The sequence below is a fragment of the Proteus sp. G4380 genome (genome assembly GCF_963885725.1).
Classification (GTDB): Bacteria; Pseudomonadota; Gammaproteobacteria; order Enterobacterales; family Enterobacteriaceae; genus Proteus; species Proteus mirabilis.
Genome location: NZ_CAWPAV010000125.1, coordinates 1 through 14896 on the forward strand (window position 1 = coordinate 1; position 14896 = coordinate 14896).

The window sequence follows — 14896 nt, forward strand, 5'->3', positions numbered from 1 at the left end:
TAGGAGGAAGTTAGAGTTATCAAGAAGGATAAAAGTGTTACAAAATGTAACTTTTAATTCCAGGTAAACAGAAATGTATCTATATATGTAAGATTGCTGTTGTTATTATGTAAGTTGTTAATTTTCATTTGTCATTATATATCAACAGATTATGTTGATTTTTTTACATTTATGATCGGTATCTCCGATCGATGGTCTAATTATGATAGGTTTTATCTATCGCATTTCACTTAATTGATCGATTAAAACGTTTTTACTAAGTCTAATTATGACAATATAGTAATAAAAATTTTAGTTAAGTAGAGGGTAAAGTAAGAAAAAGGAATGCTTTCACAAATGAAAAAAGATGATAATAATAGCGTTAGTATGTCGGATTTTTTTAATAAAAAAACAGGGTTGTTTATAAAGTATAAAAGGAAAGAGTTAGGTTTAACAGGACAGGATTTAGCGATCATATTGAATGTTAGTCAGCAACAAATTTCTCGATATGAAAATGGAACTACAAATATTACTGTTACCTTACTTAATAAAATACTGATGATATTGGACTCATCATGGAGTGAGTTTTTAACATTTAATGAATTAACTGATAGGTATTAATTCTGATTTAATTGTTGTTAATTAATATTTAATATATGGGGAAGTTTAAATGAAAAAATTATTATTACCTTTAGTCATGAGCAGTGCATTATTTAGTGGATATACATTAGCTAATACCGGTGAAGTTCAATTTATTGGTGCGGTTACGTCGGAAACGTGTGATATTGATACAGAAATTGGTGGTTTAGTTAAATCAACAATCGATTTGGGTAAAATGACCACTGCAGATACCAATGGTAAATATGTTGAATTTGAATTAGTCCCTCGTACGGATGAATGCCTGAAAAAAACCAGTGGCCAAGTTGGTTGGCAAAGTGCAGGTTTTACTAATTCAGGTCTTGCTAATATGAAAGGTACTGCCGGTGGTGTATCTATTCAATTAACAGCGATTAATTCAACCACACCTAATCAGGATGTAACTTATAATAACCAAAGTGTTGATTTTGGTAATGGTAATGATCCAATTGGTAATATGAAATTTAAAGCAAGAATGACAGCAACGGCAGGTCAAACTGTTACAGAGGGTACTGTAATTTCAAGCGCAACTTATGCAGTAGCTTATAAATAATGTTTCATTATTTAATTTTATAATGTCTATTATCAATGTAGTTACTTTTATTTAATTATTCTAATAATAGTTATTATTATGCTCTATTTAGGGTGCTTTTAATCTATTCTATTTTTGTGAATATAAATAAAGTTTAATATAAGCATTATGACTGGAATAAAGGGTCATTGATCCTTTATTTCATTTGAAAATATTAATGGATAATATCAATGCGTTTAAAATCAATTAATGCTTTTGTGTTATCCTTGTTAGTAAGTCCATTTTATGTTTGCGCAGATTTAAATATGGACTTCTTACATGGAGGAGTTCAACTGCAAGCTGCTGGTGTATTTGATGAAAATACCAATTATCCTGCTGGGCATTATATTGTTGAGGTTATTTTTAATCGAAAATTAATTAGTAAAAAAGAATTAATTATCTCACCAGAAGATAATGAAAATTTATGTTTAAAAAAAGATTGGATTAATGAGTTATCGCTTCCAATAAAATTAAATTTATTTGAATTATATTATCATCCTGAGCGCGATTGTTATGATATTAGCCGTTATCCTGGGGCTCAGGTTATTTTTGATAATTCGAAGCAAACTTTAACATTTAGTATTCCTCAAATTGCATTAGATGAATCTCTGCGCCGGCAGGAATGGGATTATGGGATAACAGGTATTAAATTAAACTATTCGGGCTATATTTCTAAAACCAGTTCTTCACAAGCACAAATTTATGGTGATTTTGATTTATATGCTAATTTAGGTCGTTGGGTCGCTTATGTTCGTAGTAGTTACCAAAGGAACTCGGGTACAGAAACATCGGAGGCAACAGTTTCCACAGCAATTAAATCAATACAAGGAAGTTTTACCGTAGGTAAAACAATAACCTCTTTATCAATATTACCTAACTTTGCTTTTTATGGAATGTCACTGCGCTCGGAAAGGGATATGCGCCCATGGGAAAAACGAGGTTATGCACCGGTTATTTCTGGTGTTGCAAACTCTAATGCTAAAATTACTATATCTCAAAATGGATATGTATTAAGTTCACAAGTTGTTCCCGCAGGGGCTTATCAATTAAAAAATATAGCACCAGTAAGTAATGGAAATATAACAGTGACAGTAGAAGAAAGTGATGGGACAAAAACAGTTCGCTATTATCCTGTTGCCACACTTTCTTCCTTATTACGCACAGATGAAATAAATTACAACATTGCTATCGGAGAAAAAGAAACAGTAGGTAAAAGAGAAAATAGTTTATTTTTTCTAGGTGCATTTGACTACGGATTAACTAATGTTACGGTTCATGCTGCGGGAATTTTGCATAATAATTATAAAAGTGCAGCATTAGGAATGAGTAAAGATTTTGGACGATTTGGTGCAATGTCATTTACTGCTAATACTGCTGTAAGTGTATTTCAAAAACAGACACCAACAGCACCCGAAGTTAGGCAGTCTGGTATCAGCTATTCGTTACAATATGCAAATTCATTGACTGATAATACTAATTTACAGCTACTCGCATATCGCTATACTGGTAAAGATTATGTTGATTTTAATGAATTTAATTCAAATGCTTTATATCATCGCAGTAATCGTAAAGAGCGTTATGAAACGATATTGTCCCAAAGTTTTGATGGTAGCTTTGTTAGCTTATCTGCTTGGATGCAAACATATAGAAATAGTATTAGTAATGAAGTTGGCGCAAATATTACTTACAATACAACAATTAAATCTGTCGATTTCTCATTATCAGCGGATTATCAAAAATTAAACGATTATGAGCATGATAATTATATTATTTCTGTTGGAATAAATATTCCCTTTAGCTTATATGATAAAAATCATTTTTGGGCAAATTCTGTTAGCTACGATAGGAAAAATAAAGCTAGTTTTAATTCTGGTGTTTCTGGAAGTATTAATGAAAAAATAAACTATAGTATCAATACAAGTAAAGATCGTGATAACTGGTCTAATTCTGCTTATTTTGGTATTGATCATAGTATTATTAATACGGGATATGCGATTTCTCAGAATGGCCATCAAACTACCAGTTCTATTAATGCTTCAGGAAGTTTATTAGCCACCCCAGATACAGGATTATTATTCAGTAATGTCAGAAGAGATACTGTCGCAATTGCAAAAATTAAAAATATAGAGGGTATAACATTCAATGATTCACCGCCAACTGACAAAGAAGGAAACACTATTGTTGGGGTATCACCATACATTGAAAATAATTTAAAAATAAATACAGAAGAAATTCCGAATAATGTTGAATTACTTGATTCTGTTCAAAATTTTACTCCAGTAGATAAAGCTATTATTTATCGCGAGTTTAAATATTCAACAATTCAAAGGTATATATTAAGAATAAAAAATAAAAATGGTGATTTTATTTCTGCTGGAAGTGCTGTTAGAAATAAAAACGATGAATATATAGGGTTTGTTTCAAATTCTGGGGTTCTTTTATTAAATTTATTAGATAAGCCTAATAAGCTATTCGTTATATCACCTAATGGTGAAAAATGTACTTTAAATTTGGAGAAAGTAGAATCTAATGATCATAAAATTATGGAAATTGAATGTAATGAATAGAATAGTATTTGTTTTTGCTTTAATCATATCGTCATTAACCTGTTTTAAAGCATATTCAGCGTTTACGCTTAATGGTACTCGCTTTATTTATGATGAAGGTCGCAAGAATATCGCGATAGAAGTTAAGAATAATAGTGATAAAACCTATGGTGGCCAAGTTTGGATTGATAATCTTAATGGGAATGAAGTGTTCTTTATTCCTGCACCTAATTTATTCAAAATAACTGGAGGAGAAAAACAATTAATCCGCTTGCTATATGTAAATGATATTTTACCTAAAGATAGGGAATCATTGTTTTGGCTCAATATTCAGGAAATCCCGCCAATTTCTTCTGCCGATGACAGTAATGTGCTTGCTGTTGCATTAAACACACAAGTTAAACTGATTTATCGCCCTAAGATTTTAGCTGAAAAACGCGAGGATGCAGAAAAAAGTCTGACATATAGTGGTTCAGTTTTAAAGAATCCTACACCTTACTATTTTGCATTAACTCAAGTGTCAGTCAATAATAATCCTTTGGTCTTGTCAAAAGACATTGAGCAATCTATTAGTTTATTTCCACCTTTCAGTGAGGTAAATGTGCAGCGCCCATTGTTAGGTAAAGTAACCGTTGAAGCTATTGATGATTATGGTGCTAGACGTGTTATTGAGCTTAATTAAGGAAGTAAAAATGAAAAATAAATCATTTTATTTCACGCTATTATTATTTTTTATTGCTATGGATACTTCTGCTGCTCGATGTCGGAATGTGTCAATCAAATATAATTTTCCAGCCCAAATAGATATTACAAATAAAAAAGTGGGAGATAAGCTTTATTCTTTTGGTGCGCCAGACGCCCCTATAAACGTTGCTGGTCAATGTCTACGTGCTAATAGTGGGGCGGGAAATACAAATGGAAATTATATTTATATTGTTGATCAATATGGATCATCACCAACATTATGCCCGACTACTGGTACAGTTGATAAGAATTCACCAGATGGATACTTGCGTTTTCGTTCAACGGGAAGTTGTGCTAATTCTTCTTGGCTGCTAGTTCTTGATTATAAAATATCTGGGGTTGGCTGGACCAATTTAACAGGTCCCGGTGGTGGTACTGATTCAGGCGTTGTTTATTTACAAAAAAAGCCACCTGTAGGAAAAACGGTTATTAATCCTGTCTATATGTTGAAACGTAATTATTATTCTCGAATTGGTCAAATGGGCAATACGTTACAAAAGGAAAGCGTTGCTCTTAGTGCACCAACATCGATGACGTTGATAAATAATGCTTCTTGTGCAGTGTCTGTTAATGACGTCGCATTTGGTGAACAAACCGCTAGTGACGTAAAAATGAATACTATTGCAGGAAAAAATATAAATATTTCTTTTACGTGTAATGCTGTATTACCTGCATACACACTCAGTTTTTCTGGTAAAGATGGTGTGAATAATGCCACAACAGGGATCATTAAGGTTAAAGATAATAGTTCTGTGGGGTATCAACTTTCTTGGGCAGATAGCACGGTTAAACCCATTAATAGTGCTGTAGTTATTAATAATGTGGCAATAGCTCCGAATACAAAGCCAAAAACCAATAATTTTACTATTCCGATAAGGGTAAAACCTGTTGCGTTATCCACTCAGCCAATCCCTGGGCCGGCTAATACTGCATTAACGATTAATATAAAGTTAAATTAAATGGAGTTAACGATGGTAAAAAAATCTTGTTTTATGTTTAGCGTTATTTTATTTCCTATTTATGTTGGAGCAACAAGTTTCACCTCTAATGTTACTGGTGGAACAGTCACTTCAAATTTAAGTATGACAGTGAAAGCCTCTTGCAGTACAACGGTTGGTGATGTGACATTTGGTGACCAAAGCGCGGGTGATATTAAAAAAGGAGCTGTCGCAGAGAAGGTAATATCATTGGCTATTGTATGCGATACAAAAATGACTAATTACACATTAGCATTTACGGCGGCTGATGGTGTTAAAGATGTAGCAAATGGCATTATTAATACTAAATTAAATTCAACGGTGGGTTATCAACTTAAGTGGGGAGATTCGACCGTTAAACCTGTGGATACAGCAATTACTATTAATGGCAGTACAATTACCCCAACAAACAAGCCAACGCAAGAAAGTTTTACTATTCCAATCAAAGTTAAACCTGTTGCTCTTGGGGAGACTGTTTCTCCTGGTGCAGCAAATACGGCGTTAAACATTAAACTAACTTTCAATTAGTTGAGGGACTATGTGCAAATCTATATTGCTTACCAGCCTGTTAATCTTTATCACAAGAAGTTGTTATGGCTCTGAGTTAAATGCAACCTCAATCATTGGCGGTGCTGTTCAATCGCAATTTAGTATGAATGTAAAAATAGCTACATGCTTACCCGCTACTGTTGACAATGTTACTTTTGGAGCAGTTGATACAGCGACTATTTTATCGGGTGAAGTTGAAGGGCACTCAACACTCTTTTTGGATTGTACGGGCACAATTAAGCCACAAAGAGTTACAATACTTTTTGAACCTGCTAATCCTCATTTAACCATGGGTAGTGTGGGTTATATTGGTTCAAAAAATACCACACTTGGCTATTTTGTGTCGTGGGAAGATGAACAAATAGGTGCTATTGGTGAAGGGGTACCAATGGGGAAGGCACTTTTTTTTAAAAAAACGGATGCTTCATTGATGAAAGTTAAACTTAAAATAAAACCAGTTGTACTTCCATTAGGAGGAAAGTCCGTTCATTTGGGTAATGGAAATACCCATATAACTATCAAAATAAAATATATCTGATATGAGTTTTTGTATGAATAAAAAAATATATATGTATTTTATTATTACTTGTTTAAGTAATTTTCCTCAACCAAGTTTATCAGATGAAATCTTACCTGATGCTCAATTAACAATTTCTTTGGATGTAGTTAGAATCACTTGTGATATTAATAATGGAAAAGGATTTAATAAAATAGTAGATTTTGATGTTATCAACGAAAGTAATTTATTAGCTGGTAATCAACCAGCCGTAAAAACACAGTTTATTGTTGATTGCCAAAAAAGTGGTTTTAAACCTGAGCATATTGATATCAAAGTTAAGCCTGGTAGCCAAGGTGCATTAAATAATGGTATTGGTGGTGAACTTAAAACCAATTTATCTGGTGTAGGAATTTATTTATCATGGGCAGACTCAAGCCCAATAAATCTATCTGGAGTGAATAAAAGTTTTAGTGCAGATCTTAATAATCAATTTGATATTAGTTTTTTTGCAAAACCATATGCTCAATCTCAAATTGTTGAAAAAGGTTCACTAAAAAGTAGCATAATTATTAATGCATTATATAAGTAATTTATTTTAATCTTATTCAAAAAGGGAACGCCATATTATGTTTCCTTTATATATTACAGAGCAATTTCTGTAATATTATCATTGGGGCTAAGATCTATAATTTTGTCCCCATGAATAGAAAACTATCTTTAGTGCTAGGGGAGTGTTCACCATACATTGAGCTATAAGTGTGAATCCCTTATTCTTATAAGCGTATTCTTTCGTGATTATTTACAAAAAGACTATGTATATCCGAACAAAATTGAGAGTTTTCAATGAAGTCAGGTAAAACTAAAACATAATAGAAAATATCATCTAACTGTATATTTATATCATATGGTCCAAAATTTGATTCAGATTTAAATTCAAATAATTTAGCTATTCCATGTAAATTAACTATCTTAGCTTCTATGCAAAAATATCCTTTATTGTCAATATCGAGGTTATAGCAAATATCTTCATGATGAAGTAACATGTTTTTATCATTTATAAAAAATAAAGATTCTTCGTTGTTGTATGAATTATATTCGTATAGATAATTTATTTTAAGGATCTCATTTAAAAAAAGAAAAAATACTTTCCGTTGGTTTGTTCGTATAAAATCCATATAATTCGCCTGTCCATTCAGACATAAAATTCTCCTATATGTAAAGCCTGACCTCCGACTACAATTAGAAAAAACTAATTATCAACCGAAGTTCAGACGCTTACACTTAAAATTATTCACTATATGACGTAATTCATCATATCTAAACTCTTCATAGAAGATTTAGAGCTTTCAATTATTAGCCCACTATAAACTAGTTATTTCTTCTATAGAATAAAAAGTACCATGCAAATGCTGATTATAATGCTCTACTCTATCAGCTAATATTATTCGATTATTATTGGTAATCCTTTTTCTAACTAATTTTGCAGCATTATACAGTTCTATTCTTAGTTTAATTAAATTAGATCTATCAGGTGAATCTTCAGAAAGATAACTTCCAATAGTTCTTAATAAACAACATATTGTATCAGACTCTTGTCGTGTCAAATATTGTTTATGTCGTAACTTTAGGTATGCATAGCAATATACCTTACTAAAGGTGTTCTTCTGATGTAGTGTTTTATTTATAGCCAATGCCATGATTAGTTTATCAGCTAAATAGCGATGTTTTAAGTAAGATCTAGCATTCTTCCATTCATTTAACCCTCTATCTATGGATAACTCAGTTTGCCGTAAATATGAATACAAGGCTAATAAAAGTTTATTATCATAGTAAATATTCATTATCGACAACCTTTTTCTGTTAAACGAGACCACCAAGATTGTTTTTTTAAACACAGTATTCTTATTATGTAGAGATAATGGCTGTTCAGTTGGTATGACCCCTGTTTTTCTTGGCCCAACGTTAGTTTCAACTATCATTTCCTTCGGAACCTCAAACTCAACATATGAACCACTTTTCCAAGATCCTATGTCTGCACCTGCCGTTTTGGGATCTCCAAACGGAGCAATCTCGATATGCACTCCTATTGGTGTTCCTCTTGCAGGGTTGATTGACTGTGTGTTTTTTATCCCTTCTAGGCCTTCAACTGAGGTATGGTGCCTTACTCTAACCATTTCCTGAGATGACAACCCCCACGGATCAATCCATCCCAACGGATTCGGCGCATATTGATACAGATTAATCCCACCCAATAATCCAATTGGGTCAGGCATGATAAAACGGCCTATCTGTGGGTCGTAGAATCTAAAGGTATTAAAATGTAATCCTGAATACTCGTATCATCCTGATACTCGCCCTACGGGCCAGCGCAAGCGCTGTTCAAATTTGTTCCCGACAAATTTGTCATTGTCAAAATACTGTCCGGCATAGCATAAGTTTTGCTCAAAGGAGGCCATCACACGTTCAGGGTCAGAGTAGAAACTTAATGGGCTATTGCGAACAAAGCCAAAGCGTTTATATTTTCCTGACCATAGCGTATTGCCTTGTGCATTGGTGACTTCAAGTGGGGCGCTGTTAATATCGCAGTGGTGCCAGTAATAATGAAAACCACTGGATTGTTTCACGATAACGGCAAGAGGGGTATAACTGCCGTGCTCTTCATAGCAATAAGTTTGATATTTATCGGTGTTGATATCCTTCTCTTGCAGTAACCGTAGTCCTTGCCACACAAAATGAGTTTCGTGCTGGTTAAAAATGCTATTGTTTTAGAAAAAACTAAGGTTTAGCGACAAAATAAGCAAAGGCATGATTTGTTAAATATCGACCATCTGTTCCGTCATAAGTCTTTGCAGCATCAGGCCAAGCGAAAAAGTTTGTTTCCGGTTTAATATTAACTTCACCCGTTTCTCGGTCAATAAGGTAAACCTTTTTAGCACCTTTTTTGAAAATTTTCCAAACGGCCTTTACAAAAGCCTCTGTTTCAGGATCTTTTGTCGGGTCGTATGTCGCAGAAATTCTTCCATTTCGTAGGCAGTTTTCTGCATATTCGGCTTTCGATGAATGCAAAAACTGAATCAACCCTTTACCAACTGGGCTTCCGATGTAACCTTGACCACTAATGTGTCTTCCAGTGTACCTATCTTTGTATTCCTTAGCGCTGGTAATATCTTGATTTATAATCACAGCTTGTGAGTTTAATCTTGAATGGCATTTCTCAATTGAATCATAAAATGGAGGATTATCTGTATCCCAAACATAACTATCAATAAACTTTATGTCATCAAAATTCGCTAAAAGTGAACTTGAAAAATCGTTTTCATCTTGTAGTGTCATAAAAATTTGAATTGTTGGCATTTTTATATTGTTTGACATTTTCGTTTCACTTATCTTTGAGTTACTGTACCAGGCGTCATGCCAGTAGTATCTAAAGCACCAGGTTTAAGGGAGCTTCCTTTTGGAACTGTAATTACTATTGCACTAGGGTCTTGTTTGGTAATTCTGATAGCATTATTCCACTCACGTTGCGTCATTCCATTGATATTTCCCTTATCTACAGTTTGTATATAAACAGTTTTTCCATTTGGATCTTTAAATGTCATATCCGTATATGAACCACCTTTTCGTCCTGTATTTCCAGAAAGCGGTTTTAAATAGGTTTCTCGAAGTTCAACTTTTGAAATTGCATCACGGCCTCCCTCTAAATGAGTAAACCGAGGATTATCCTTAGCAAACTGATCCCTTACTTCATCCATATGTGATTTAGTCGCTGCATTACCACGTCGACATAACCCCCAAGGATCAATCCATCCCAACGGATTCGGCGCATATTGATACAGATTAATCCCACCCAATAATCCAATTGGGTCAGGCATGATAAAACGGCCTATCTGTGGGTCGTAGAATCTAAAGGTATTAAAATGTAATCCGGTTTCATTGTCAAAATACTGTCCGGCATAGCGTAGATTTTGCTCAAAGGACTCCATCACACGTTCAGGGTCAGAGTAGAAACTTAATGGGCTATTGCGAACAAAGCCAAAGCGTTCATATTTCCCTGACCATAGCGTATTGCCTTGTGCATTGGTGACTTCAAGTGGGGCGCTGTTAATATCGCAGTGGTGCCAGTAATAATGAAAACCGCTGGATTGTTTCACGATAACGGCAAGAGGGGTATAACTGCCGTGCTCTTCGTAGCAATAAGTTTGGTATTTACCGGTATTGAGATCCTGCTCTTGCAGTAACCGTAGCCCTTGCCAAATAAAATGCGTCTCTTGTCGTTTAACTTGGCCACTTTCTCGGTTTTCAACGGTTTTGTGAATACGACGGCCCAGAGCATCGTAGTGGTATTGGGCTTTTATGCCTTGATTATGAGCGATAACCAGACGATTATCACCATCATAAGCATAGGTTTGTGGTGATTGGTTACGGTAACGGCGAGCAATAACATTACCATAGGCATCATACTGATAGTGCCAGCCTTGAAATTGACGTAGCTTATCCCCTTGGGGACTTAGTTCTAAAGTAGGGGAGTGTTCAGCATCCATTTCGGATTGTGGGCGTTCGAGTAGATTATCCGCGCGATCGTAAAACAGCATAGCATCAAGGTTTTCACTACTGGCGACTTTTTTTAAACGTTGCTCTGAGTCATACAGGTATTCTACCCAACCTCGATAGGTGTCTTCCATGGCACCAAGATTATCTTGGGGATCATAAAACCACTTACGCCATAAAGTAATACCATTTAACGGATGTTGCTTATCACGCGAGCTGAAAGTGCTAATGGTTCGCCCCAGTTTATCGTATTGCCGATATTGGGTGAGCTCTCCTTGAGTTCGACTGATTTCACGGTGTAGGTCGTCACGGTCAAATTCAGTAATTAACTGTGAGCGACCGTCAATAAGGTGGTTGATGGCAGTGGCATGTCCGGAGCCGTAATAGAGCCAGTTGAGGCTGTCACCTTGAGGTAACGTCAGACGGCTTAGGTTATTGAGTTCATCATAATTAAATTCGACGATATCGTCGCCCGTTTGTTCACGAGTAATGCGGCCAAGTGCATCGTAGGTAAAATGGACTTGATTCGCTTGCAAACCCATTTCAAGACCAAGTTGATTAGGTTGTTTGCTGGCGACCAATAGGCGGTTCATACTATCCCATTGATATTGATAGCGATCAGTTAAGGTTTCACGTTTGGCAAGGTTCCCCGCCGCATCATAGTCGAGTAATATTGTGCGTGGTGCGGATGTGAAAACTCGGTCGCCTAAGTGAGCTTCTTCAATCAGTCGCCCAGCGACGTTATAGGTGTATTGGAGTAACGTCTCATCAGGACGTATTTCTTCGACTAACCGATCTTCGGCATCACGATTGAGGAGATAACGCCCGCCATTGGCATTTTCAATTGAAATTAATGCACCTTGTGCATTGTAATGGTAGTGGATATGCCGAGCGAGTTTATCAATTTCTGTGGTGACACGACCAAAGGCGTTGTATTGCCATTGACGCGGGGTATTGTCATTGCGTTGATGATGAGTAAGTAATCCTGCGGCATTCCATGCCAGTTGCACGGTAGAATTATCGGGCAATACGATGCGAGTGAGGTGTCCCGCCTCATTGTACTGGTACTCGGTGGCTTTCTGTAAGGCGTTGGTTTGAGAAACAACACGGCCTTCGTCATCATAACACCAAATATGTTGTTTGCCTGAGCAATCAGTATGGCGCAGTAATTGCCCTCGTTTGTTCCAAAGAAACTCACTGCGTCCTTGCTTGGCATCAATGCGTATAGTGGGGCGTAATGTGGTTTTAAAGTCATAGCGGTATTCGGTGATCTGATGAAGGGGAGAAATTTCCTTAATCAGTCGCCCCAAACTGTCATACGCTAAACGCGACTCTGTGTTATCCGGCCAAAATACAGTGATAAGGCGCTCGCGTTCATTCTGATATTGCCAACGCGTTTGGTTACCATTACCATCCGTTATGCTGAGTAGTCGGCCCAATGCGTCCCATTCACTAAGATGTGTATGACCCAACGCATTGCGACAACCGCAAGGTAATCCAAACTCATCCCAAATTAGCGCCGTTTTAATGCCTGTACGGTCGGTATAATGAATAATTTGGTGATCATGATTAAGTTGCCAAAATGAGGTTGAACCATCGTGCCAATAAGCGGTTCGTGTGAGGTTGATATCATCATATTCAAGACGATAGCTTTCGCCTTCGCTGGTTTTGTTTTCAATCACTTGCCAAAGATTATCTTCTGAAAGTGCCCAGCGGTATTCACTGCGTAAGCCATATTTATCGCTATGCCACGCCATAACACCGGCATCAGTCCACCCAAATTGGCGATAAGGGTGATCTGTCTGTTGCTCAACACGTATTAATTGGGCACTTTCGTTGTAAAAATAAGCACATAGACGACGGCGTATCTGATGGGGGTTTACTTGATAGACTGCAGTAAGACGCGATACGGTCTTTTCAGCAAGTTGAAAAGATTGATATTCACACTCGATATTGAGATCACCACATCCCGTAATATGGATCAGTTGGTGGTGCTCGTTGTAATGAAACCGCTGCTCGTTTCCCACATTATCAACGATATGACTTAAACGACTATAACCTTTGTCATCAAAAGGGGGATAATGATAGCGTAGCTCACCAGCATCTTGAAACGTCCAACTGTCATCCTCATGGTGGATGATCCAGCCTTGAGCAGCTTCGTTAAAGTTACGGTGTCCGAGTGGAATGTCAGGAAATGGAAGGATATCACCGGATAGATTTTGCCAAACAAAGCCATCTTCGCTTTTAATTAGCTGGCTTTCCCAAAAGAAACTCCAACCTCGACCGAGTGCACCCTCATAGCAATAGCTACTTAAGTAATTGCGTTGCCAATAAAGTGGTAATTCCGCCTCATAGCTAAAATCCAATTCATCCTCGTCATTGAGGATTTTTTGTCCGCCAATCACTTCAACAGGGCGGGTTAAGATGCCAATGGCCGGAATAGCGAGACTAAGCCCAGTAAAAATTTTTCCATAACGACAAGCAAAGCGACTTATTTTGGCACTACCCGGTAATTTGCTCCACAACTTCGCTACTGCGCCGGGGCCTTTGGCTGCCGCTGAACCAAAACTCAGGAAACCGGCAAATAACATCGTGAGATCGGATGCGGTGGTAACCCAAGAGGGGATTTCAGGTTCAATATCTTCGGTTGCTTGTGTTCCACCGCCAATCCGGACATTGGGGGAACCTTCCATGATAGTCGCATCACAGGTGGTTTTATCACCGACCCGAGAGGCTGGAAAACCGTTGATATAGACACTATCCGAGCCTTGAGCGATTTGGCGTTCACTGTTTTCTTTATCACATTTGACGTTGCTACGGGTGGACATTGCGGCAGGCTTGCCGTTAATACGAACATTTTTGGAGCCGTCAAGGATTTCCCCACAGGGGCTTAAAGATTTTGAACCTGTTTCAACACATTTATCCCGAACCCAGTCGGCTAATAGGGTAGTTCCGTAACCGACGGCGATGGAAGCACCAATGGCAAGCACGCCAATACCAATGCAACTTGCAGCAATACCCGCACCCATTAATACACCAGAAATCATGGCACCACCGATGGCGATAGCAGCGCCTAATATAGTACCAACGAGCATCCCCCACATGGATTTTGAGTGACCGATAATATCTCCAACCCTTGCCGCCTCTAACATAGTGATTATCCCCTTGGTTGAAAACTCGATAGCAAGGTGTTCATCCATGTCCATTGTGTATCATTAAAAGCGTGTGGGGAGGACATGGTAAATATAAGAACTTGAGTATCAGTAAGGGGATAAACGGCCTGTATTTGATAAACTTGTTGTTTTTTGTTGGGGCGATAGCGAGAGCTGATTAAATATCCTTGGATCAGATCTTGCCCCAGCATGGAGGGTTTTTCTTCTAAGAGTTGCCACTCTTTTAATGAACGTTGTAACAGTGCTTTTTGATTAAGAATATACTTTTCAAAGGATAGGTCTTTTGCTTTATCATCTCGTGAGATATTGACCGCATGACCAGTAGGTGAAATTAGAATATTGATAGTTTGTTCTTTGTAGCCATCAGGTAATAGCACACTGCCTTCAGAAAAAACACAACGCGATTCATTATTCATTTAAATTCCTTTTAATAACCTTCTCATTGTAAATAATGCCATTATTGAGAATAATACGAAGTAGTATGTAATAAGTTAAGATATTAGTTAAATCAATATAACGTTAAATTAAAATAAGGAAAATTCATTTTTTCTTCTATCATAGAAAACAATCTAAAAAGAAGGGTTGTGTCACAAATGAGAAGATTAAAATTATATTAATTAAGGATTGCAATGAAACTATTTAATGGGAAATTATAAGGATTAAAATGTAATAAA

The 14896-nt window shown here is 36.6% G+C and carries 13 protein-coding genes and 1 pseudogene; 8 read left to right on the top strand and 6 right to left on the bottom strand.

Translation table 11 applies throughout. The features are described from left to right. Nucleotides 1–336: 336 nt before the first annotated feature. From AACU98_RS11530 to AACU98_RS11565, 8 genes are all read left to right on the top strand, one after another. A complete protein-coding gene (locus AACU98_RS11530) occupies nucleotides 337–600 on the top strand; it encodes a helix-turn-helix domain-containing protein (protein WP_004247955.1) in 264 nt (87 codons plus the stop codon). Nucleotides 601–649: 49 nt separating this feature from the next. Then, complete coding sequence (locus tag AACU98_RS11535) at nucleotides 650–1168, top strand: fimbrial protein (RefSeq protein ID WP_004247956.1); 519 nt, start codon at nucleotides 650–652, stop codon at nucleotides 1166–1168. Between the two features lie 209 nt (nucleotides 1169–1377). Further along, nucleotides 1378–3753: a PefC/AfrB family outer membrane usher protein gene (pefC, locus tag AACU98_RS11540; protein ID WP_017827234.1), complete on the top strand. Its 2376-nt coding sequence runs from the start codon at nucleotides 1378–1380 to the stop codon at nucleotides 3751–3753. Further along, nucleotides 3746–4414: a fimbrial chaperone gene (locus tag AACU98_RS11545; protein ID WP_004247958.1), complete on the top strand. Its 669-nt coding sequence runs from the start codon at nucleotides 3746–3748 to the stop codon at nucleotides 4412–4414. Before pefC ends, AACU98_RS11545 begins: the two co-directional genes overlap by 8 nt. 10 nt (nucleotides 4415–4424) lie before the next feature. After that, the gene (locus AACU98_RS11550) at nucleotides 4425–5435 is read left to right on the top strand and encodes a fimbrial protein (protein ID WP_004251413.1); all 1011 of its coding nucleotides are present in this window, start codon (nucleotides 4425–4427) and stop codon (nucleotides 5433–5435) included. A gap of 12 nt (nucleotides 5436–5447) precedes the next feature. Next, entirely contained in the window at nucleotides 5448–5981 is a 534-nt protein-coding gene (locus tag AACU98_RS11555; protein WP_004251411.1) for a spore coat protein U domain-containing protein, read from the top strand. 10 nt (nucleotides 5982–5991) lie between these two features. Then, nucleotides 5992–6540 (top strand): hypothetical protein, encoded by a 549-nt coding sequence (locus tag AACU98_RS11560; protein WP_004242653.1) that lies wholly within the window; start codon nucleotides 5992–5994, stop codon nucleotides 6538–6540. Between the two features lie 13 nt (nucleotides 6541–6553). Next, entirely contained in the window at nucleotides 6554–7090 is a 537-nt protein-coding gene (locus AACU98_RS11565; RefSeq protein WP_004242654.1) for a fimbrial protein, read from the top strand. A gap of 184 nt (nucleotides 7091–7274) precedes the next feature. On the opposite strand, the gene AACU98_RS11570 is transcribed toward AACU98_RS11565, so the two are convergent. The 6 genes and pseudogenes from AACU98_RS11570 to AACU98_RS11595 all read right to left on the bottom strand — a co-directional run bounded on the left by AACU98_RS11570 (nucleotide 7275) and on the right by AACU98_RS11595 (nucleotide 14638). Continuing rightward, on the bottom strand, nucleotides 7275–7676 hold the full coding sequence (locus AACU98_RS11570) for a hypothetical protein (protein ID WP_012367845.1): 402 nt from the start codon (nucleotides 7674–7676) through the stop codon (nucleotides 7275–7277). A 186-nt stretch (nucleotides 7677–7862) separates the two neighbouring features. Next, a pseudogene (locus tag AACU98_RS11575) lies at nucleotides 7863–8819 on the bottom strand (RHS repeat-associated core domain-containing protein); the annotation flags it as partial. Between the two features lie 21 nt (nucleotides 8820–8840). Further along, complete coding sequence (locus AACU98_RS11580; protein WP_230458758.1) at nucleotides 8841–9230, bottom strand: RHS domain-containing protein; 390 nt, start codon at nucleotides 9228–9230, stop codon at nucleotides 8841–8843. Between the two features lie 46 nt (nucleotides 9231–9276). Then, on the bottom strand, nucleotides 9277–9873 hold the full coding sequence (locus AACU98_RS11585; protein ID WP_049196350.1) for a hypothetical protein: 597 nt from the start codon (nucleotides 9871–9873) through the stop codon (nucleotides 9277–9279). Nucleotides 9874–9884: 11 nt separating this feature from the next. Beyond that, nucleotides 9885–14255: an RHS repeat-associated core domain-containing protein gene (locus AACU98_RS11590; RefSeq protein WP_237612251.1), complete on the bottom strand. Its 4371-nt coding sequence runs from the start codon at nucleotides 14253–14255 to the stop codon at nucleotides 9885–9887. Further along, on the bottom strand, nucleotides 14207–14638 hold the full coding sequence (locus tag AACU98_RS11595; RefSeq protein WP_161735919.1) for a DcrB-related protein: 432 nt from the start codon (nucleotides 14636–14638) through the stop codon (nucleotides 14207–14209). The genes AACU98_RS11590 and AACU98_RS11595 overlap by 49 nt, the downstream gene beginning before the upstream one ends. Nucleotides 14639–14896: the final 258 nt, after the last annotated feature.

What these genes read in the sequence shown, in the direction of transcription:
- AACU98_RS11530 (WP_004247955.1), top strand. Translation starts at nt 337, where the DNA reads ATGAAAAAAGATGATAATAATAGCGTTAGTATGTCGGATTTTTTTAAT.
- AACU98_RS11535 (WP_004247956.1), top strand. Translation starts at nt 650, where the DNA reads ATGAAAAAATTATTATTACCTTTAGTCATGAGCAGTGCATTATTTAGT.
- pefC (WP_017827234.1), top strand. Translation starts at nt 1,378, where the DNA reads ATGCGTTTAAAATCAATTAATGCTTTTGTGTTATCCTTGTTAGTAAGT.
- AACU98_RS11545 (WP_004247958.1), top strand. Translation starts at nt 3,746, where the DNA reads ATGAATAGAATAGTATTTGTTTTTGCTTTAATCATATCGTCATTAACC.
- AACU98_RS11550 (WP_004251413.1), top strand. Translation starts at nt 4,425, where the DNA reads ATGAAAAATAAATCATTTTATTTCACGCTATTATTATTTTTTATTGCT.
- AACU98_RS11555 (WP_004251411.1), top strand. Translation starts at nt 5,448, where the DNA reads ATGGTAAAAAAATCTTGTTTTATGTTTAGCGTTATTTTATTTCCTATT.
- AACU98_RS11560 (WP_004242653.1), top strand. Translation starts at nt 5,992, where the DNA reads ATGTGCAAATCTATATTGCTTACCAGCCTGTTAATCTTTATCACAAGA.
- AACU98_RS11565 (WP_004242654.1), top strand. Translation starts at nt 6,554, where the DNA reads ATGAATAAAAAAATATATATGTATTTTATTATTACTTGTTTAAGTAAT.
- AACU98_RS11570 (WP_012367845.1), bottom strand. Translation starts at nt 7,676, where the DNA reads ATGGATTTTATACGAACAAACCAACGGAAAGTATTTTTTCTTTTTTTA.
- AACU98_RS11585 (WP_049196350.1), bottom strand. Translation starts at nt 9,873, where the DNA reads ATGTCAAACAATATAAAAATGCCAACAATTCAAATTTTTATGACACTA.
- AACU98_RS11590 (WP_237612251.1), bottom strand. Translation starts at nt 14,255, where the DNA reads ATGGACATGGATGAACACCTTGCTATCGAGTTTTCAACCAAGGGGATA.
- AACU98_RS11595 (WP_161735919.1), bottom strand. Translation starts at nt 14,638, where the DNA reads ATGAATAATGAATCGCGTTGTGTTTTTTCTGAAGGCAGTGTGCTATTA.